Annotated in this window: 14 protein-coding genes and 1 tRNA gene; 7 read left to right on the top strand and 8 right to left on the bottom strand. The window is 65.2% G+C overall.

Annotated features, from left to right (window positions below):
• Positions 1-3: 3 nt before the first annotated feature.
• Genes phnD through CZ674_RS03155 form a run of 5 tightly spaced genes read left to right on the top strand, consistent with a single transcriptional unit; the run spans position 4 to position 4,350 of the window.
• On the top strand, positions 4-1,011 hold the full coding sequence (phnD, locus tag CZ674_RS03175; protein WP_086991086.1) for a phosphate/phosphite/phosphonate ABC transporter substrate-binding protein: 1,008 nt from the start codon (positions 4-6) through the stop codon (positions 1,009-1,011).
• Between the two features lie 22 nt (positions 1,012-1,033).
• Positions 1,034-1,861, top strand: coding sequence for a phosphonate ABC transporter ATP-binding protein (phnC, locus tag CZ674_RS03170; protein ID WP_086991085.1), 828 nt, complete (start codon positions 1,034-1,036; stop codon positions 1,859-1,861).
• Positions 1,858-2,661: a phosphonate ABC transporter, permease protein PhnE gene (phnE, locus tag CZ674_RS03165; protein ID WP_086991084.1), complete on the top strand. Its 804-nt coding sequence runs from the start codon at positions 1,858-1,860 to the stop codon at positions 2,659-2,661. Before phnC ends, phnE (CZ674_RS03165) begins: the two co-directional genes overlap by 4 nt.
• Positions 2,658-3,512, top strand: coding sequence for a phosphonate ABC transporter, permease protein PhnE (phnE, locus tag CZ674_RS03160; protein ID WP_086991083.1), 855 nt, complete (start codon positions 2,658-2,660; stop codon positions 3,510-3,512). The genes phnE (CZ674_RS03165) and phnE (CZ674_RS03160) overlap by 4 nt, the downstream gene beginning before the upstream one ends.
• A complete protein-coding gene (locus CZ674_RS03155; protein WP_234988402.1) occupies positions 3,490-4,350 on the top strand; it encodes a MurR/RpiR family transcriptional regulator in 861 nt (286 codons plus the stop codon). The genes phnE (CZ674_RS03160) and CZ674_RS03155 overlap by 23 nt, the downstream gene beginning before the upstream one ends.
• 4 nt (positions 4,351-4,354) lie before the next feature.
• On the opposite strand, the gene CZ674_RS03150 is transcribed toward CZ674_RS03155, so the two are convergent.
• Complete coding sequence (locus CZ674_RS03150; RefSeq protein WP_086991285.1) at positions 4,355-6,415, bottom strand: MMPL family transporter; 2,061 nt, start codon at positions 6,413-6,415, stop codon at positions 4,355-4,357.
• 260 nt (positions 6,416-6,675) lie between these two features.
• On the opposite strand from CZ674_RS03150, the gene CZ674_RS14105 reads away from it, so the two are divergent.
• Positions 6,676-6,843 (top strand): hypothetical protein, encoded by a 168-nt coding sequence (locus tag CZ674_RS14105; RefSeq protein WP_159456880.1) that lies wholly within the window; start codon positions 6,676-6,678, stop codon positions 6,841-6,843.
• Between the two features lie 68 nt (positions 6,844-6,911).
• Here the strand turns inward: CZ674_RS14105 and CZ674_RS03145 are convergent, their stop codons facing one another.
• The 3 genes from CZ674_RS03145 to CZ674_RS03140 all read right to left on the bottom strand — a co-directional run bounded on the left by CZ674_RS03145 (position 6,912) and on the right by CZ674_RS03140 (position 8,247).
• Complete coding sequence (locus CZ674_RS03145; RefSeq protein ID WP_143244617.1) at positions 6,912-7,628, bottom strand: hypothetical protein; 717 nt, start codon at positions 7,626-7,628, stop codon at positions 6,912-6,914.
• 358 nt (positions 7,629-7,986) lie between these two features.
• On the bottom strand, positions 7,987-8,097 hold the full coding sequence (locus CZ674_RS14585; protein WP_200810031.1) for an FAD-dependent oxidoreductase: 111 nt from the start codon (positions 8,095-8,097) through the stop codon (positions 7,987-7,989).
• A gap of 64 nt (positions 8,098-8,161) precedes the next feature.
• Positions 8,162-8,247, bottom strand: a tRNA-Ser gene (locus tag CZ674_RS03140).
• A gap of 88 nt (positions 8,248-8,335) precedes the next feature.
• Here CZ674_RS03140 and radA point away from each other — a divergent pair.
• Positions 8,336-9,706 carry a DNA repair protein RadA gene (gene radA, locus CZ674_RS03135; RefSeq protein ID WP_086991080.1) on the top strand — a complete coding sequence of 457 codons (1,371 nt, stop codon included), beginning with the start codon at positions 8,336-8,338 and terminating at the stop codon, positions 9,704-9,706.
• A gap of 23 nt (positions 9,707-9,729) precedes the next feature.
• Here the strand turns inward: radA and CZ674_RS03130 are convergent, their stop codons facing one another.
• From CZ674_RS03130 to CZ674_RS03115, 4 genes are all read right to left on the bottom strand, one after another.
• On the bottom strand, positions 9,730-10,365 hold the full coding sequence (locus tag CZ674_RS03130; protein WP_086991079.1) for a hypothetical protein: 636 nt from the start codon (positions 10,363-10,365) through the stop codon (positions 9,730-9,732).
• Between the two features lie 9 nt (positions 10,366-10,374).
• Positions 10,375-10,878, bottom strand: coding sequence for an amino-acid N-acetyltransferase (locus CZ674_RS03125; protein WP_086991078.1), 504 nt, complete (start codon positions 10,876-10,878; stop codon positions 10,375-10,377).
• 30 nt (positions 10,879-10,908) lie between these two features.
• Entirely contained in the window at positions 10,909-11,463 is a 555-nt protein-coding gene (locus CZ674_RS03120) for a dihydrofolate reductase family protein (RefSeq protein ID WP_086991077.1), read from the bottom strand.
• Between the two features lie 114 nt (positions 11,464-11,577).
• The gene (locus CZ674_RS03115) at positions 11,578-13,734 is read right to left on the bottom strand and encodes a bifunctional metallophosphatase/5'-nucleotidase (protein ID WP_086991076.1); all 2,157 of its coding nucleotides are present in this window, start codon (positions 13,732-13,734) and stop codon (positions 11,578-11,580) included.
• Positions 13,735-13,798: the final 64 nt, after the last annotated feature.

Genomic DNA, 13,798 nt, shown 5'->3' with positions numbered 1-13,798 from the left:
AGAATGCGCAAACCACTCATCGCGACCAGCACCCTCGTGGTCGCCTCACTTGCACTCGCTGGCTGCAGCGGCGACACCGGCGGCTCCGACTCTGGCGAGTCAGGCGACTGGCCCGACTCGATCACCATCTCACTCGTTCCCTCGGTCGAGGGCGAAGACCTCGCCGAAGCGCTCGACCCGCTGACCGCCTACCTCTCAGAGAACCTCGGCATCGAGGTCAACGGCGTCGTCGCCAACGACTACGCGGCAACCGTCGAGGCGCTCGGAGCAGACCAGGCGCAGGTCGTCATCACTGACGCAGGCTCGCTCTACAACGCGACCGAGCAGTTCGGCGCAGAGCTGATCCTGCGTGACGTGCGCTTCGGTGCCACCGCGTACTCGGCTGTCGCCTACACGAACAACCCCGACAAGTACTGCGACGACGAGCCCGTCATGGCGAACTACGCCGCCAGCGACATCGAGCTGTCGTTCTGCAACGGTATCGAGCCCGGCGAGACCTCGATGGGCGAGGGCCCCGCAGGTCTCGACGCCTTCTCGAACATCGACAGTGGCACCAAGGTCGCGCTGCAGGCCGCCACATCGCCGGCGGGCTACCAGTACCCCGTCGTCGCCATGCAGGATGCGGGCATCGACACCGACGCCGACATCACGCAGGTGCCGGTCGAGGGCAACAACAACGCTGTGCTCTCGGTCTACAACGGTGACGCCGAAGTCAGCTTCGCCTACTGGGACGCACGCACCACGGTGACCGAAGAGGCACCTGACGTGGCCGAAAAGGTCGTCGCCTTCGCCTACACCGAGATGATCCCGAACGGCGGCGTTGCAGTGTCGTCGTCACTGCCTGCTGACCTCACCGAGCAGCTCACCACCCTCATGGACGACTACGCCGACTCGTCAGACGAGGCCGCCGACGTGATGTTCAACCTTGTCGGTCTCTCCGACTGGACCAGCGAGACCGCAGAGGACGAGATCACCCGCTACGGCGAGATCCTCGCGCTCTTCTCGAACTGACCCACACCAGGAGCACATCCGCATGCACACTGATGCACGCCGCGTGGAGGCCGGAGACATTCCGGCCTCCACGTCGTGGCCCGTAGAGCTGAAGAGCGTCTCGGTCACCTACCCGAACGGAACGAAAGCGCTGCAAGACGTGTCGCTGCGCATCGAGCCGGGCGAAATGGTGTCGATCGTCGGTCTTTCAGGCTCGGGCAAGTCAACGCTAATCCGCACCATCAACGGCCTCGTGCAGGCCACCGACGGCACCGTGACCGTCGGACCCCACGAGATCACTGGCCTGAGCGGACGCCGCCTGCGCGAAGCGCGCGGCCACATCGGCATGATCTTCCAGGGCTTCAACCTTGCCGAACGCACCGACGTCTTCCACAACGTGCTCGTCGGCCGCTTCGCGCACTCCTCACCGTTTCGCACCCTGCTGGGACTGCCGACCAAGGCCGACCGCGAGCTGGCTCTGCGCGCCCTCGACTCGGTCGGGATGCTCGAGAAGGTCTGGGCGCGTGCGAACGCGTTGTCGGGCGGGCAGAAGCAGCGTGTGGCGATCGCCCGCGCACTGACGCAGCAGCCCAGCATCATGCTCGCTGACGAGCCTGTCGCGAGCCTGGACCCGCCCACGGCTCACGGTGTGATGCGCGACCTGCGTCGCATCAACGGCGAGCGCGGCCTCACAGTGCTCATCAACATCCACCTCATGGATCTCGCTCGTCAGTACACGACGCGCATGATCGGCCTGCGCGACGGCGCTGTCGTCTACGACGGGCCTGCGGGCGCGGCGACCGACGCCGACTTCGAGCAGATCTACGGCCGGCCCATTCAGTCGGACGACACCCTGGATGCGCGGGCATGACGACGGGTGAGCTAGCGGTTCCAGCGCGCCCGACGAACCGGTTTCGCACCGCGCTGATCGTCGCTGCCTTCGTCGCGTTCACGGTCGCCACGTGCATTCCGGCCATCGGCGGCATCGACCTCGACGTGGGCGCGATCGTGCGCAACTGGCGCAACGGAGCCGGCAAGATGCTGCAGCTGCTGCAGCCGAACTTCGCGTTCCTGCCGCGCACCTGGGCGCCCATGCTTGAGACCCTGCAGATGGCGCTCGTCGGTGCCGTCGCATCCGCCATCGTCTCTGTTCCGATCACCCTCTGGGCCGCTTCGCCGACGAACCCCAACTCGTGGACCCGCATCACTGTGCGCACGCTCGTCAACATTGTGCGTTCGGTCCCCGACCTCGTTTTCGCGACTGTGCTGGTTGCGATGGTCGGCGTCGGCGCTCTGCCCGGAGTGCTCACGCTGTTCCTGTTCAACATCGGCATCGTCGTGAAGCTCGTCTCTGAGGCAATCGACTCGTCTGACCACGGCTACATGGAAGCCGGTCACGCGGCTGGCGGCACGCAGCTGCAGATCAACCGCGTCACCGCACTGCCGCAGACGTGGCCGCTGTTCGCGAACCAGTGGCTGTACACACTCGAGCTCAACGTGCGCATTTCGGCGATCCTCGGCATCGTCGGTGCGGGCGGTATCGGCCGCATTCTCGACGAGCGTCGTGCGTTCTACGCCTACGGCGACGTCTCGGTGATCATCCTCGAGATTCTCGTGGTTGTCATTCTGATCGAGATCATGTCGAACCTGCTGCGAAAGAGGCTTGTATGACCGGATTGCAGACACCGGTGAAGCTTCCCGCCCAGACAGAGCTGCAGACTCCAACGAAGCCGAGCCGACTCTGGTCGACCGTGTTCGCGATCGCTGTCGGCGCCGTCGTGCTGGTGGCCGGCGCTGGACTCAAGATCACATGGAGCGACCTGCCCGCCATGCCGGGGCAGATCGCGCACTACCTGCGCCTTATGTTCGAAGCGCCCAACCTCGAGAAGCTGCCGAGGGCGCTGTTCGAGACCTGGCGATCGATCTCGATGGCGTGGCTCGGCGCGATCATGTGCGTCGTGGTGTCGATTCCACTCGGCATGCTCGCAGCCAACGGCGTCGGCCCGTGGTGGCTTCGCACGGCGCTTCGCGGTGTCTTCGCCGTGATCCGAGCCATTCCTGAAGTGATCATCGCCCTCATCCTGCTGACCGTGACCGGGCTGACACCCTTCACAGGTGCACTCGCCCTCGGCATCGCCGGCATCGGAACTCAGGGCAAGTGGGTCTACGAGACGATCGAATCGGTGCAGGAGGGCGCTTCGGAAGCTGTTCGAGCCGCTGGCGGCAACACCGCCGAGGTCACGCGTTGGGCGCTGTGGCCGGCTGCCGCGCCGACGCTCATGTCGTTCGCGCTCTACCGTTTTGAGATCAACATCCGCACCTCTGCTGTTCTCGGACTCGTGGGCGCCGGGGGCATCGGCAGTATGCTCTCGAACTACACCAACTTCAGGCAGTGGGACACCGTCGGGATGCTGCTGATCGTCGTCGTCATCGCGACGATGCTCATGGATGCAGTCTCGGGTGCGATCCGCCGCCGCATCATGGAAGGGGCCAAGGTCCGTGACGTGGCAAGGAGCAGCTGACGCACCGCCGAGCGCGCGCATCGTCTCGCTTGCGCCGTCGCTGCAGCCGACCGAGCGCCGTGTCGTTGAGTGGATCCTCGCCGACCGCTCGACGACGGTCGAAAGCACGGCGCAAGAGCTCGCAGACGCAGTCGGTGTCGGACGAACCACGGTGATTCGAGCCGCGCAGTCGCTGGGCTACGGCGGCTACCCGCAGCTGCGCGTCGCGCTCGCGCAGGAGCTCGCCATGCAACAGCCGACCGACGATGCCGGTGACGGTTCGATGCTCGGCGGCCTTCGCGCCCGCGTCGGGCGTTTCGGCGGCGAGCTCTCGCACGCGATGTCGGCGATGACTGAGGAATCGCTGGTCGCCTTCATCACGGCACTCGACGACGCCGACCGCGTGCTCGTGCTCGCGAACGGACTCTCGATTCCGCTCGGGCTCGACATGATGTTGCGCCTGAACTCGGCCGGTCGCCCAGCCGAGCAGCTGATGGATGCGATGGCGCAGCAGATCTCAGCGCGCCAGCTGGGTGCCGGGTCGGCGTGTGTGGCGTTCTCAGGCTCCGGGGCCAACCGTGCCACGCTCGACGCCATGCGCGCTGCGAAGGCCAGCGGCGCGAAGGTGCTCGCGATCACCTCGTTCGCGCGCTCGGCCGCTGCAGAGCTGGCCGATGTCACACTCGTCGTGCCGCCCGTCAACGAAAGCTTCCGCGACGAGTTGATTCACGCATCCCGCGCCGCCCATATGCTGCTCACCGAGCAGCTGGTCGATCTGTTCGTCGAGCACCGTGGTGACCGTGCCCGGGATGCGCGAGCCGTGTCGATGTCGATGCTCGGGAGCGCGCTGCAGGAGTAGCGAGCTAGTGGTCGGCCACCTGCTGCGGCTTCGTCGGCCACCAGATGCGGTCGCCCACGAGGGTGAAGATCGCCGGGACGATCACAGACCGCACCACGATCGTGTCGACGATCACACCGACGCCCACGATGAGCCCGAGCTGGCCGAGCGTGACCAGCGGCAGCACGCCGAGCGCCGCAAACACACCCGCGAGCACGATGCCTGCGCTGGTGATGACGGCACCCGTGTGCGACACCGCTTCGACCATGCCTGCGCGGGTTCCGAGCCTGCCCGCTTCGTGTCGGGCTCGGTGCACGAGGAAGATCGTGTAGTCGATGCCGAGTGCCACGAGGAACAGGAATGACAGCAGCGGCACCTGCAGATCGAGCGCGTGCTGGCCGAACAGCACGCGGCTGAGCCATGCGCCTGCGCCGATCGCCGCGATGGCACTCGCAAAGTTCACGAGCAGCAGCAGCACGGGGGCGATCACCGAGCGCAGCAGCAGCACCAGCACGATGAAGCAGACTGCGAGTACGAGCGGTGCGATGAGCAGCAGGTCCTGCACATTGCCGTCGCGCGCGTCCTGGTCGGTCGCGACTGCTCCCCCGACGAGCGCATCCGCTCCTTCGACTGCGTGAGCGGTCGCACGCAGCTCGGTGATCTGCTCGAGGCTCTCCGCAGTGCTCGGCGCGTACTCGCTCGTCACCATGATGCGAGTGAGCAACTCGTCTGTTGAGACACCGGCTGGGTGAGCACGCACGACGCCCTCGACATCCTGCACGGCCGCGACGACCGCATCCGCCTCATCGCTCGACGCGACGATGAAGATGGGCTGTGCTTCGCCCGCCGGAAAGTGGCCCGACAGCGTCTCGAGGCCGGCGGCCGACTCTGACTGCACGCGGAACTTCTCGACCTGGTCGAGTCCGACGGTGGTTCCGAAGAGGCCGACTGCCATGACCGCGAGAAGGCCGAGGCCTGCCGTGAGACTGACGACGGGGCGCGCGACGACGCGCGTTGCGATGCCGCGCCAGACGCTCCCCCGCTTGACCGCCTGGCCGGGGCGGGGCACGAAAGGCCAGAACACCTTGCGGCCGCAGACTGCGAGCAGCGGCGGAAGCATGAACAGCACTGCCGCGAGCGCGATCAGCAGGCCGATCGCCGACGAGATGCCGAGGCCGTGTGTGCCGGGGATGACGGCGAGCACGAGCGTGAGCAGGGCGAGCACGACCGTGACGTTCGAGGCGAGGATGGCCGGCATCGTCTTGCGCCATGCCTTGCTGAGCGCGATGCGGTGGTCGTCGTTGAGGGCGAGCTCTTCGCGGTAGCGCGAGATGAGCAGCAGGGCGTAGTTGGTGCCGGCTCCGAAGACGAGCACGCTGATGATCCCGCCGTCGAAATAGAGGCCCCAGGCTGAGCCCGCTGCTGCTGTCATGCGGCCGGCGAGGCCGTCTGCGAGGGCGACGACCACGAGTGGAATCAGCCACAGCACCGGCGAGCGGTACGTGATGATGAGCAGCACGGCGACGATGATGATCGTGACCAGCAGCAGGGTGAAGTTCGCACCTTCGAATGATCCGGCGATATCTGCACCGAATGCTGGGCCGCCCGTGACCTGCAGCGTGATGCCGTCGATCGCGTTGTCGGCGAGGTCTGCGCGGATCTCGCCGATGATGCCCGAGGTCTCGGTGTTGCTCTCGCCCACTTCGATGGGCATGACGAGCAGAGCGGCCTGACCGTCTTCGCTCACGATGGGGCCGTTGGATGCGTCGGCCGCGCGAGCGTCGAGCACCGGAAGCAGGTCTTCGAGTGCGGTCAGGTCTTTGTCCTTGAAGGCATCGCCGTCGTCGCGTGAGGCGACGACCATGATCGACTGCTTGTCGGCATCGGGGAACTGCTCAAGCAGCGCGTCGACCCGAGACGACTCGGAGTCGAGCGGTGCGGGCTTCGTGCCCTCAAGGGCTTGGGAGCTGCCGAATACGCCGAAAAGGGCGACCATGGCGATGATGGCTGCGGCGAGCGACCACCAGGCGCCCTTGCGTGAGGTGAGCTTGTCTGAGAAGCGTGTGCGAACGGGGTTGTCTTGCATGCTTTCAACTTCACCAGCGACGGTGATTCTGATCATCTTCCGCATGATGGAAGTGTGTGTCAGTCGTTCGGTTGTCAGTCAAACGGTTGACGACGCAGCGGGGTTCGGGTGGTGTTTGCGGAAAGCCGCAATGTGACCAGAAACCGCAGGTTCTGCGGCATCTCGCGCACGGATGCGCAAATCGCGGCATTTCGTGCACAGTTGCAGACCTCAGCCGGGTGGGGGAAGCGACGGGGGTCGGTGTCTCGTAGCGTTGCAGTATGGACGACGAGAAGGCCCACCCCAATTGGTACGCCGCGTTCATCGCCGCACTCTTCACAGCTGTGGTCCTCGGCATGCTCTGGGACGACTGGTTCTTCGGCATCGCGATCGGCGCGATGATCGGGATCGTCGTGGGCTTGACGTTCAAGACCAAGCCACGCGAGTAGTCGGGGCTCTCAAAACGCAGAACCCCGCAGCTTGAGGGCTGCGGGGTTCTGCGTCGAACGAAGCAGGGTCAGTTCGCGATCCAGTTGTCGTTGGCATCGCGCATGTAGTCCTTGACTTCGCCTGCAACGCCGATGGTGCCGTCGGTCATCGCCGACAGCTGCACCGTCGCGGTGGTGTCGCTCTTTCCGTCGGCGTCAACGGATGGAAGCTCAATCTCGATCGCGTTGTCCGGGTCGGTCGCGGAGGTGGCGCAATCGCCGACGACCGTAACCGTCGCGAAGTCTTCACTCACGTAAGTACCTTCCTCTGGCGCGGACTCGTCGAGGTCGGTCTGCACACGGGCGTCATCGAGCCCGAGGCTTTCCGCAACGATGGTGGTTCCCGGAGCCTGCTCGTCGGACGCGCTGCCGGCGTAGCGGTCGAAGACGTCCTGGCCAGTGTCGCCGTCCTGATAAGGGCTGAGATACGTGTCGCTCTCCAGATCGACCGGCGTACCGAAAAGGTCCTCGAAAGAGTCGGAGATGTCGCTCTCGCTGTAACCGCTCGCGATGCGGCTTTCGATCGCGCTGTCGAGCCATTCGACAACGGATGCTTCGTCGTCAACTCCGCTGTCGGGAATTCTGTTGATGAAGGTCTGAACCACGCTCTCACGGTCGGTAGGAGCATCGTTCGCCGCAATCATGTCCAGTGGCTGGTTCCCGAGGTAGCTCATGGAGAGATCGGCGGCGCAGTACTGGGCGTCGTCAAGTTCGCGTCCAGTCACAACGATCTGGTCAACGACCATGCCGTCCCCGTCCGTCCCCATAACCTCTCGGAGATCATCAGGGACTCGGATGGTCACTTCGTTCGACGGCTCGATGCCATTCGTCTGGAACTCGTAGACGCTGGCAGCGGAGTCGCCGTCGGTCTCCTCATCCGGCGCGTCTGCCTGGTCGGAGGAGCACCCCACAAGGGATAGCGCCAGGATGGCAGCGACGACCGCTCCCGCTGGTCTGTGCATTGTTCTCATCATCTGTCTCGCGCTCGGTGCGCGCTCCTCTCTGAGTACGATGTCTGCTCGTTTATGAGCCACATGCTATCTGGATCCGATCACTTTCCTCTGTGAGGTTTCTCTCCTCCGACACCTCCTCAGCGTCAGGTATCTAGGGGGCAGTGCTGACGAAACAGACGATCTCGGTGGTGAGCAGTCTTCCGCCGACGCGGTCACGGCCTTCGAGGACGAGGACGTCATGGCCGGCCTCGACGCGCTGCACGGCAGCACCCGCAGGGGGGCGCGGGCAAGGCAAAAGCCCCCTCGCAGGAGGGGGCTTTCAGCGGCGGTGACGGTGGGATTTGAACCCACGGTAGGGGTTGCCTACACGACATTTCGAGTGTCGCACCTTCGGCCGCTCGGACACGTCACCAATCCGGAAGCTTACACTTCCGCACGGTTGCGCCGCAAACCCGACCATCGCACCACTCGTGTCAGCGGTGACCGGTAGCGTTGCTCGCATGGCAAAAGCACAGTCCTCCTATCGTTGTGTCGAGTGCGGCTGGACTGGCCCCAAATGGGTTGGTCGGTGCTACGAGTGCCAGGCCTGGGGCACCGTCGAAGAGATCGGCTCGAGCGCCCTCGGCAAGCGAGCCGTCGTCGCCGTGGCACCCAGCGCATCCGCCCGCGCAGTGCCGATCACCGAGGTGACGACATCCGATGCACCGCGCCGCACATCCGGCATCGACGAGTTCGATCGCGTGCTCGGCGGCGGCATCGTTCCGGGTGCTGTCGTGCTGTGCTCGGGCGAGCCCGGCGTCGGCAAGTCGACGCTGCTGCTCGAGCTCGCCAGCCGCGTTGCCAAGACCGGCGAGAAGGTGCTCTACGTCAGCGCTGAAGAGTCGCTGCACCAGGTGCGACTGCGCGCCGAGCGCACGGGTGCTCTCACCGAGCATCTGCTGCTCGCCAGCGAAACCGACCTCGCCACGGTGCTCGGCCACATCACCGAGGTCGAGCCGTCGCTTGTGATCGTCGACTCCGTGCAGACGGTCGCCAATTCGGGCAACGACGGCATCGCCGGAGGCCCAAGCCAAGTTCGCGACGTCGCTGCGGCGCTCACGCGGCAGGCGAAGGCGTCGGGCATACCCATCCTCATCGTCGGCCACGTGACCAAAGACGGCAACGTCGCTGGCCCGCGCGTGCTCGAGCACTTGGTCGACGTCGTCGCCCACTTCGACGGCGACCGCCAGAGCGCCCTGCGCTTCATCCGCACCACAAAGAACCGCTTCGGCCCCACCGACGAGGTCGGCTGCTTCGAGATGACGGGCGACGGCATCAGAGAGGTGCCCGACCCGTCAGAGCTGTTCCTGTCACGCCAGCCCGAGCCCATGCAGGGCACCTGCGTGACGGTCGCTATGGAGGGCCGCCGCGCGATCCCCGTAGAGATCCAGGCGCTCGTCTCCCCCAGCTCGACCCCGAACCCTCGCCGCGTCGTCAATGGCGTCGACGGCAACCGCGTCGCGATGATCCTCGCCGTGCTGCAGCGGCACACGGGGGTCAATCTCGCAGCGGCTGATGTCTACGTCTCCACGGTCGGCGGCCTAAAGCTCGTCGAGCCCGCGACCGACCTCGCAATCGCCATCGCGATCGCCAGCAGCGCCCGCGCGTTCGCCCTGCCGCACACCGTCGCCGCGATCGGCGAGATCTCGCTCGCAGGCGAGGTGCGGCGCGCATCCGTCGAAGACCGCAGAACGAGCGAGGCTGCCCGGCTCGGCTATCGCGACGTCATCAGTGCGAAGGCCGGCACGGTCACGACTGCTGTCTCACTCGCGAAGAGGCTCGCAGACGCCTACTCGGCTCCGGCAGAGCCCAAGGGCATCCCCGACTTCTGACCTGCACCAGCTCTGACCGGGCGCTACTTGAGTGTGAACGGCACCGGCTCAACCGACTCGATGCCGGCGACGTAAACCGTCAGCGTGTACTCCACACCGCCCGCGGGAACCTCGTCGAGGTCGTCGTCACAGTTCTTCTCGTCGGAGTACGTGCGATCCCACTCGATGGGCGTCGTCACACGACCCTCATCGGGGTTGAGCGTCACAACCTGATCGACACGATCACTGGTGCAGTGGCTGTACTGATAGACAGTCTCGCCCTCCGCCTTGATCTCGTAATCCTGCTCGCCCGTGCCGACATTCACCTGGCACGGCACATCGCCCGTGTTCACGATCGAGAATCGCATCTCGACCTCGTCATCGGCGGCGTACGACTCTTTGTCAGTCAGCGCCTCGACCTGGATGTCGGCGTACTCGCAAGCTGGCGCATCGCTCGGCAGACCGCTGGGCCCTAGCCCCTCGTAGTCGACAGAGTCGCTCGGAGTCGCCTCTTCGCTCGGTTCAGCGGATGCGGTGGGGCTGGTCGTCGGCGGAGTCCCGCCTTCGTCAGCACTCGAGAAGTGCAGCACCGCCCACGCTGTCAGGCCGACGAGCACCAGCAGGATCAGCACCGTGAAGGTGCGTCGCCTGCGCTGTTTCGCCGAGAGTCGTTTCGCCACGCAAACAGGCTAGTCGAGCTGCTTGATCATTCGGGTGTTGCCGAGCGTGTTCTGCTTGACCGCAGCCAAGTCGAGGAACTCAGCGATGCCCCCGTCGGTCGAGCGCAGCAGCTCGTAGTAGGTGTCGCGGTCGACAACCTCTTCGGCAACAGCCTCAAATCCGCGCGACGAGAAGAACTCGACCTCGAACGTCAGACAGAACAGGCGCGACAGCCCCAGCTGCTTCGCACGCTCTTCAAGCGCCATGTAGATCGTCTTGCCGACGCCGTGACCGAGCGCTCCCTCGTCGACCGCGATCGTGCGGATCTCGCCGAGGTCTTCCCACATGACGTGCAACGCGCCGCATCCGACGACCTTGCCGTCGACTTCTGCGACAACGAACTCCTGGATCGCCTCGAAGAGGTTCACGAGCTCCTTGCCCAGCAGGATTCGTCGGTTGACGTACGGCTCGATCAGTCGATGCATCTGGCGAACGTCTGCCGGCAGCGCCTGCCGGACGCGGGTCTCAGCCACGCGAACCTCCTACTGGTCAATCAGCCAAGGCTATACCCGCCGCGTGACGTCGTATGCGTTCCAGACCACTCCCGACTCGAACGCCTTCGTCCACTTGAGTCGTAGCTTCGGAGCCGCCAGGTCATCGCGAAACAAGCCTCGCCCACGCCCCTGCCAGACGGGGTAGACGAGCAGGTGATACTCATCGACGACATCGGCTTCGGCCAGGGCATGCACCACTCGGATGCTGCCGGTCGCACCTGCAAGATCTCCCGGCGTCTCCCGCAGCTCGCGCACCGTGGCCACGGGATCACTGCCGACCGACCGGCTGTTCTGCCAGTGCAGATCGTCGGTCGACGACGTGACAACGAGCTTCTCGACCGTGTTGAGGTGCTCGGCGACTCCCGTCGTGTCGTCGGCCTGCTTCGGCCAGTAGCCGCGAAAGTCCTCGAACGTCTGCCTGCCGAGCACCAGATGTGACTCCCGTTCAGAGTGCTCGCGCATGGCCGCCGTCAGCTCTTCGTCTTGCAGCGTCGGGTCGAACCAGTCGTCGAGCATCTCGATCCGACCGTCGAGTGTCATGTTCTGTGTGACTGTGAAGCGCATCCGTCTTCCCTTCGTCGTGATTGCGCTTCACGCTACGCCGGATGCGCCTGCAATCTTTGTCTGAACGTGCGAAATGGGCGCCTCCGAAGAGACGCCCATTTCATTCAGCGGATGCTAGCTGCGGCGAGTGCGCAGGGTCAGGGCCCCGCCGCCGATCAGCACGACTGCTGCGAGTGCGAGCAGCACACCAGAGATCTCGAAGCCGGTCTCAGGCAGATCGTCGTCGCCAGTGGCGTCATCGTCTGTCGGAGTGGTCGGGTCGTCGGAGTCGGTCGGATCCGTGGGGTCGCTCGGGTCGGTCGGCTCGTCAGAGACGCCCGAAACCGCTACCGCGACATCCACGAGCACGCCGCCTGCGCGGATCTGCATGCCGTCGACTGCGACGTTCGGAACTTCGAACGACACAGCGGCCGAGTTGGCCTCGACCGGGAATGTCAGCTCATCGTCGCCGAAGAGCACCGTGATCTCTTCAGAGACCGGAGCGCCGATCGACGTGAGGTTGACCTTGTTGACGTCGAACGCGATGGTGTCGCCGACTGCAACCTCAAGCGTCCCAACAGGGTTCAAGCCGACCAGGTCGAGCTGCGTGCGGCTGTAGTCGGGCGTCAGCGGCTGGTTGTCCTTGAAGTACTGCTGGAACGCGTCAGAGTCGACGATGCCCGAGTCCATGACGTTGGCTCCGTCACCGAGGGTGAAGAAGTTGTCGCCCGTGCCCGAAGTCAGGAAGCTCGGCAGTGCAACGCGAATGACCTGCTCGTCAGTGACGAGCTCGCCCTCGAGCCAGATGCCCGTGATGCGGTCACCCTGCTCGCGTGACGAGTCAGACGTGTACTGCACGTTGTCGCTGAGACCGAGCTGCAGGTAGGGGCGGCTCGCCTCTGCCGGCTGCCACTGCTCTTCGAGCACTGCCTTGAGCTGCGCGCCCGTGAAGTCGCCCGTGAACAGGTTGTTCGCGAAGGGCAGCACATCGACAGCCTGGCGAACGGTCAGCTCGCCTGCGTTGGTCTCTTCGTAGAGGTCAGCGCGAAGACCACCCGGGTTGACGATGCCGATCTCGGCGCCGCCCTGCTCGGCGGTCGCGTCGCGGTACATGTTGGCGACGAGCGTGCCCATTGCGGATGCGTTGCCGCGGTCGTCGCGTACTTCACCCTGGAAGGCGGTCGTGATGTCGCCCTCGATGCTGCCGATGACCTCACCACCGAGGATCTCGGCCTCGGCTCCAGCGTCTGCGACGATCTGCGCGACCTGGTCAACGCGGTCGTTGCCCTCAGGAATCACGGCGCCCTTGGTCGGGTGCAGCTGGAAGTTGGCCGTGTCGACACTGACCTCACCGGTCGTGTTGTTCACGAGCAGCGGGATCTGGCCGATGTTGGCGGCGTACTCGCCGGCCTGCAGAACAGGACGCAGCTCGTCGCTGCCCGGAACAGGCGCCATCCAGTTGTACATCTTGTGGGTGTGGCCGTTGACGATGACGTCGACGTCAGCCGACGTCTCGTTGACGATGCTGTCGAAGGCCTGCTGCTCGCTCATCGCGGTCTGCAGCGCCGCGGCCTGAGCGTCCTGCTCTGCGTTCGCGGGCAGCTCGACCGTCGCACCCTCGTGGTAGGTCGCGATGATCACGTCGGCTGTGCCGCTCTCCTTGAGCGCCGACGCCTGCTCGTTGACCGCTGCGACCGGGTCGCCGAATTCAACGCCTTCGATGCCGGCCTGGTCGACGAGACCGGGGGTCTGCTGCGTGACAGCACCGATGATGCCGACCGTCACACCGCCGACGTCAACCAGTGTCACGCCGCCGTCTTCGCCGACGGGGGCTCCGTCGTGGGTGACGTTCGCACCCAGGTACGGGAAGTCGACACCGGGAAGAATCCGGTTCTCCAGGTCGTCGATGCCCTTGTCGAACTCGTGGTTGCCCAGTGCCGAGGCGTCGATCTCGAGTGCGTTGAGCACTGAGATCGTCGGGTCGTCGTTCTGCGACGACGAGGTGTAGAGCGTGCCGCCGACGCTGTCGCCTCCGGCGATGACGACCGAGTTCTCTTCGCCGTTCTCAGCGCGCAGCTCTTCGAGCTTTGCGGCGAAGCCGACCGTGAGGTTCTCGTAGGAGTCGAGACGACCGTGGAAGTCGTTGAAGTACAGGATGTTGACGAGGGACTCGTCATCACCGGGCGTTGTCGGATCGGCCTGAGCGGCAGCCGCAGCCGGCAGCAGAAGCGCTGCTGACACGGCGACTGCCGTGAGTCCGAAAGCCCGACGCGATGTGCGGTGCTTGATCACGTTCAGCTCATTTCATGGTGAGTCAACTGGCAAGGGGCCCCGACGGCGCAGGGACGCGCCAAGG

This window comes from Agrococcus casei LMG 22410 (assembly GCF_900163565.1).
Classification (GTDB): Bacteria; Actinomycetota; Actinomycetes; order Actinomycetales; family Microbacteriaceae; genus Agrococcus; species Agrococcus casei.
This window is presented reverse-complemented; position numbering and strand designations above follow the sequence as displayed.

Bases quoted from the DNA above. Each gene is read 5' to 3' on its own strand.
- phnD (WP_086991086.1), top strand. From the start codon at position 4: ATGCGCAAACCACTCATCGCGACCAGCACCCTCGTGGTCGCCTCACTT.
- phnC (WP_086991085.1), top strand. From the start codon at position 1,034: ATGCACACTGATGCACGCCGCGTGGAGGCCGGAGACATTCCGGCCTCC.
- phnE (WP_086991084.1), top strand. From the start codon at position 1,858: ATGACGACGGGTGAGCTAGCGGTTCCAGCGCGCCCGACGAACCGGTTT.
- phnE (WP_086991083.1), top strand. From the start codon at position 2,658: ATGACCGGATTGCAGACACCGGTGAAGCTTCCCGCCCAGACAGAGCTG.
- CZ674_RS03150 (WP_086991285.1), bottom strand. From the start codon at position 6,415: ATGCAAGACAACCCCGTTCGCACACGCTTCTCAGACAAGCTCACCTCA.
- CZ674_RS14105 (WP_159456880.1), top strand. From the start codon at position 6,676: ATGGACGACGAGAAGGCCCACCCCAATTGGTACGCCGCGTTCATCGCC.
- CZ674_RS03145 (WP_143244617.1), bottom strand. From the start codon at position 7,628: ATGGTCGTTGACCAGATCGTTGTGACTGGACGCGAACTTGACGACGCC.
- radA (WP_086991080.1), top strand. From the start codon at position 8,336: ATGGCAAAAGCACAGTCCTCCTATCGTTGTGTCGAGTGCGGCTGGACT.
- CZ674_RS03120 (WP_086991077.1), bottom strand. From the start codon at position 11,463: ATGCGCTTCACAGTCACACAGAACATGACACTCGACGGTCGGATCGAG.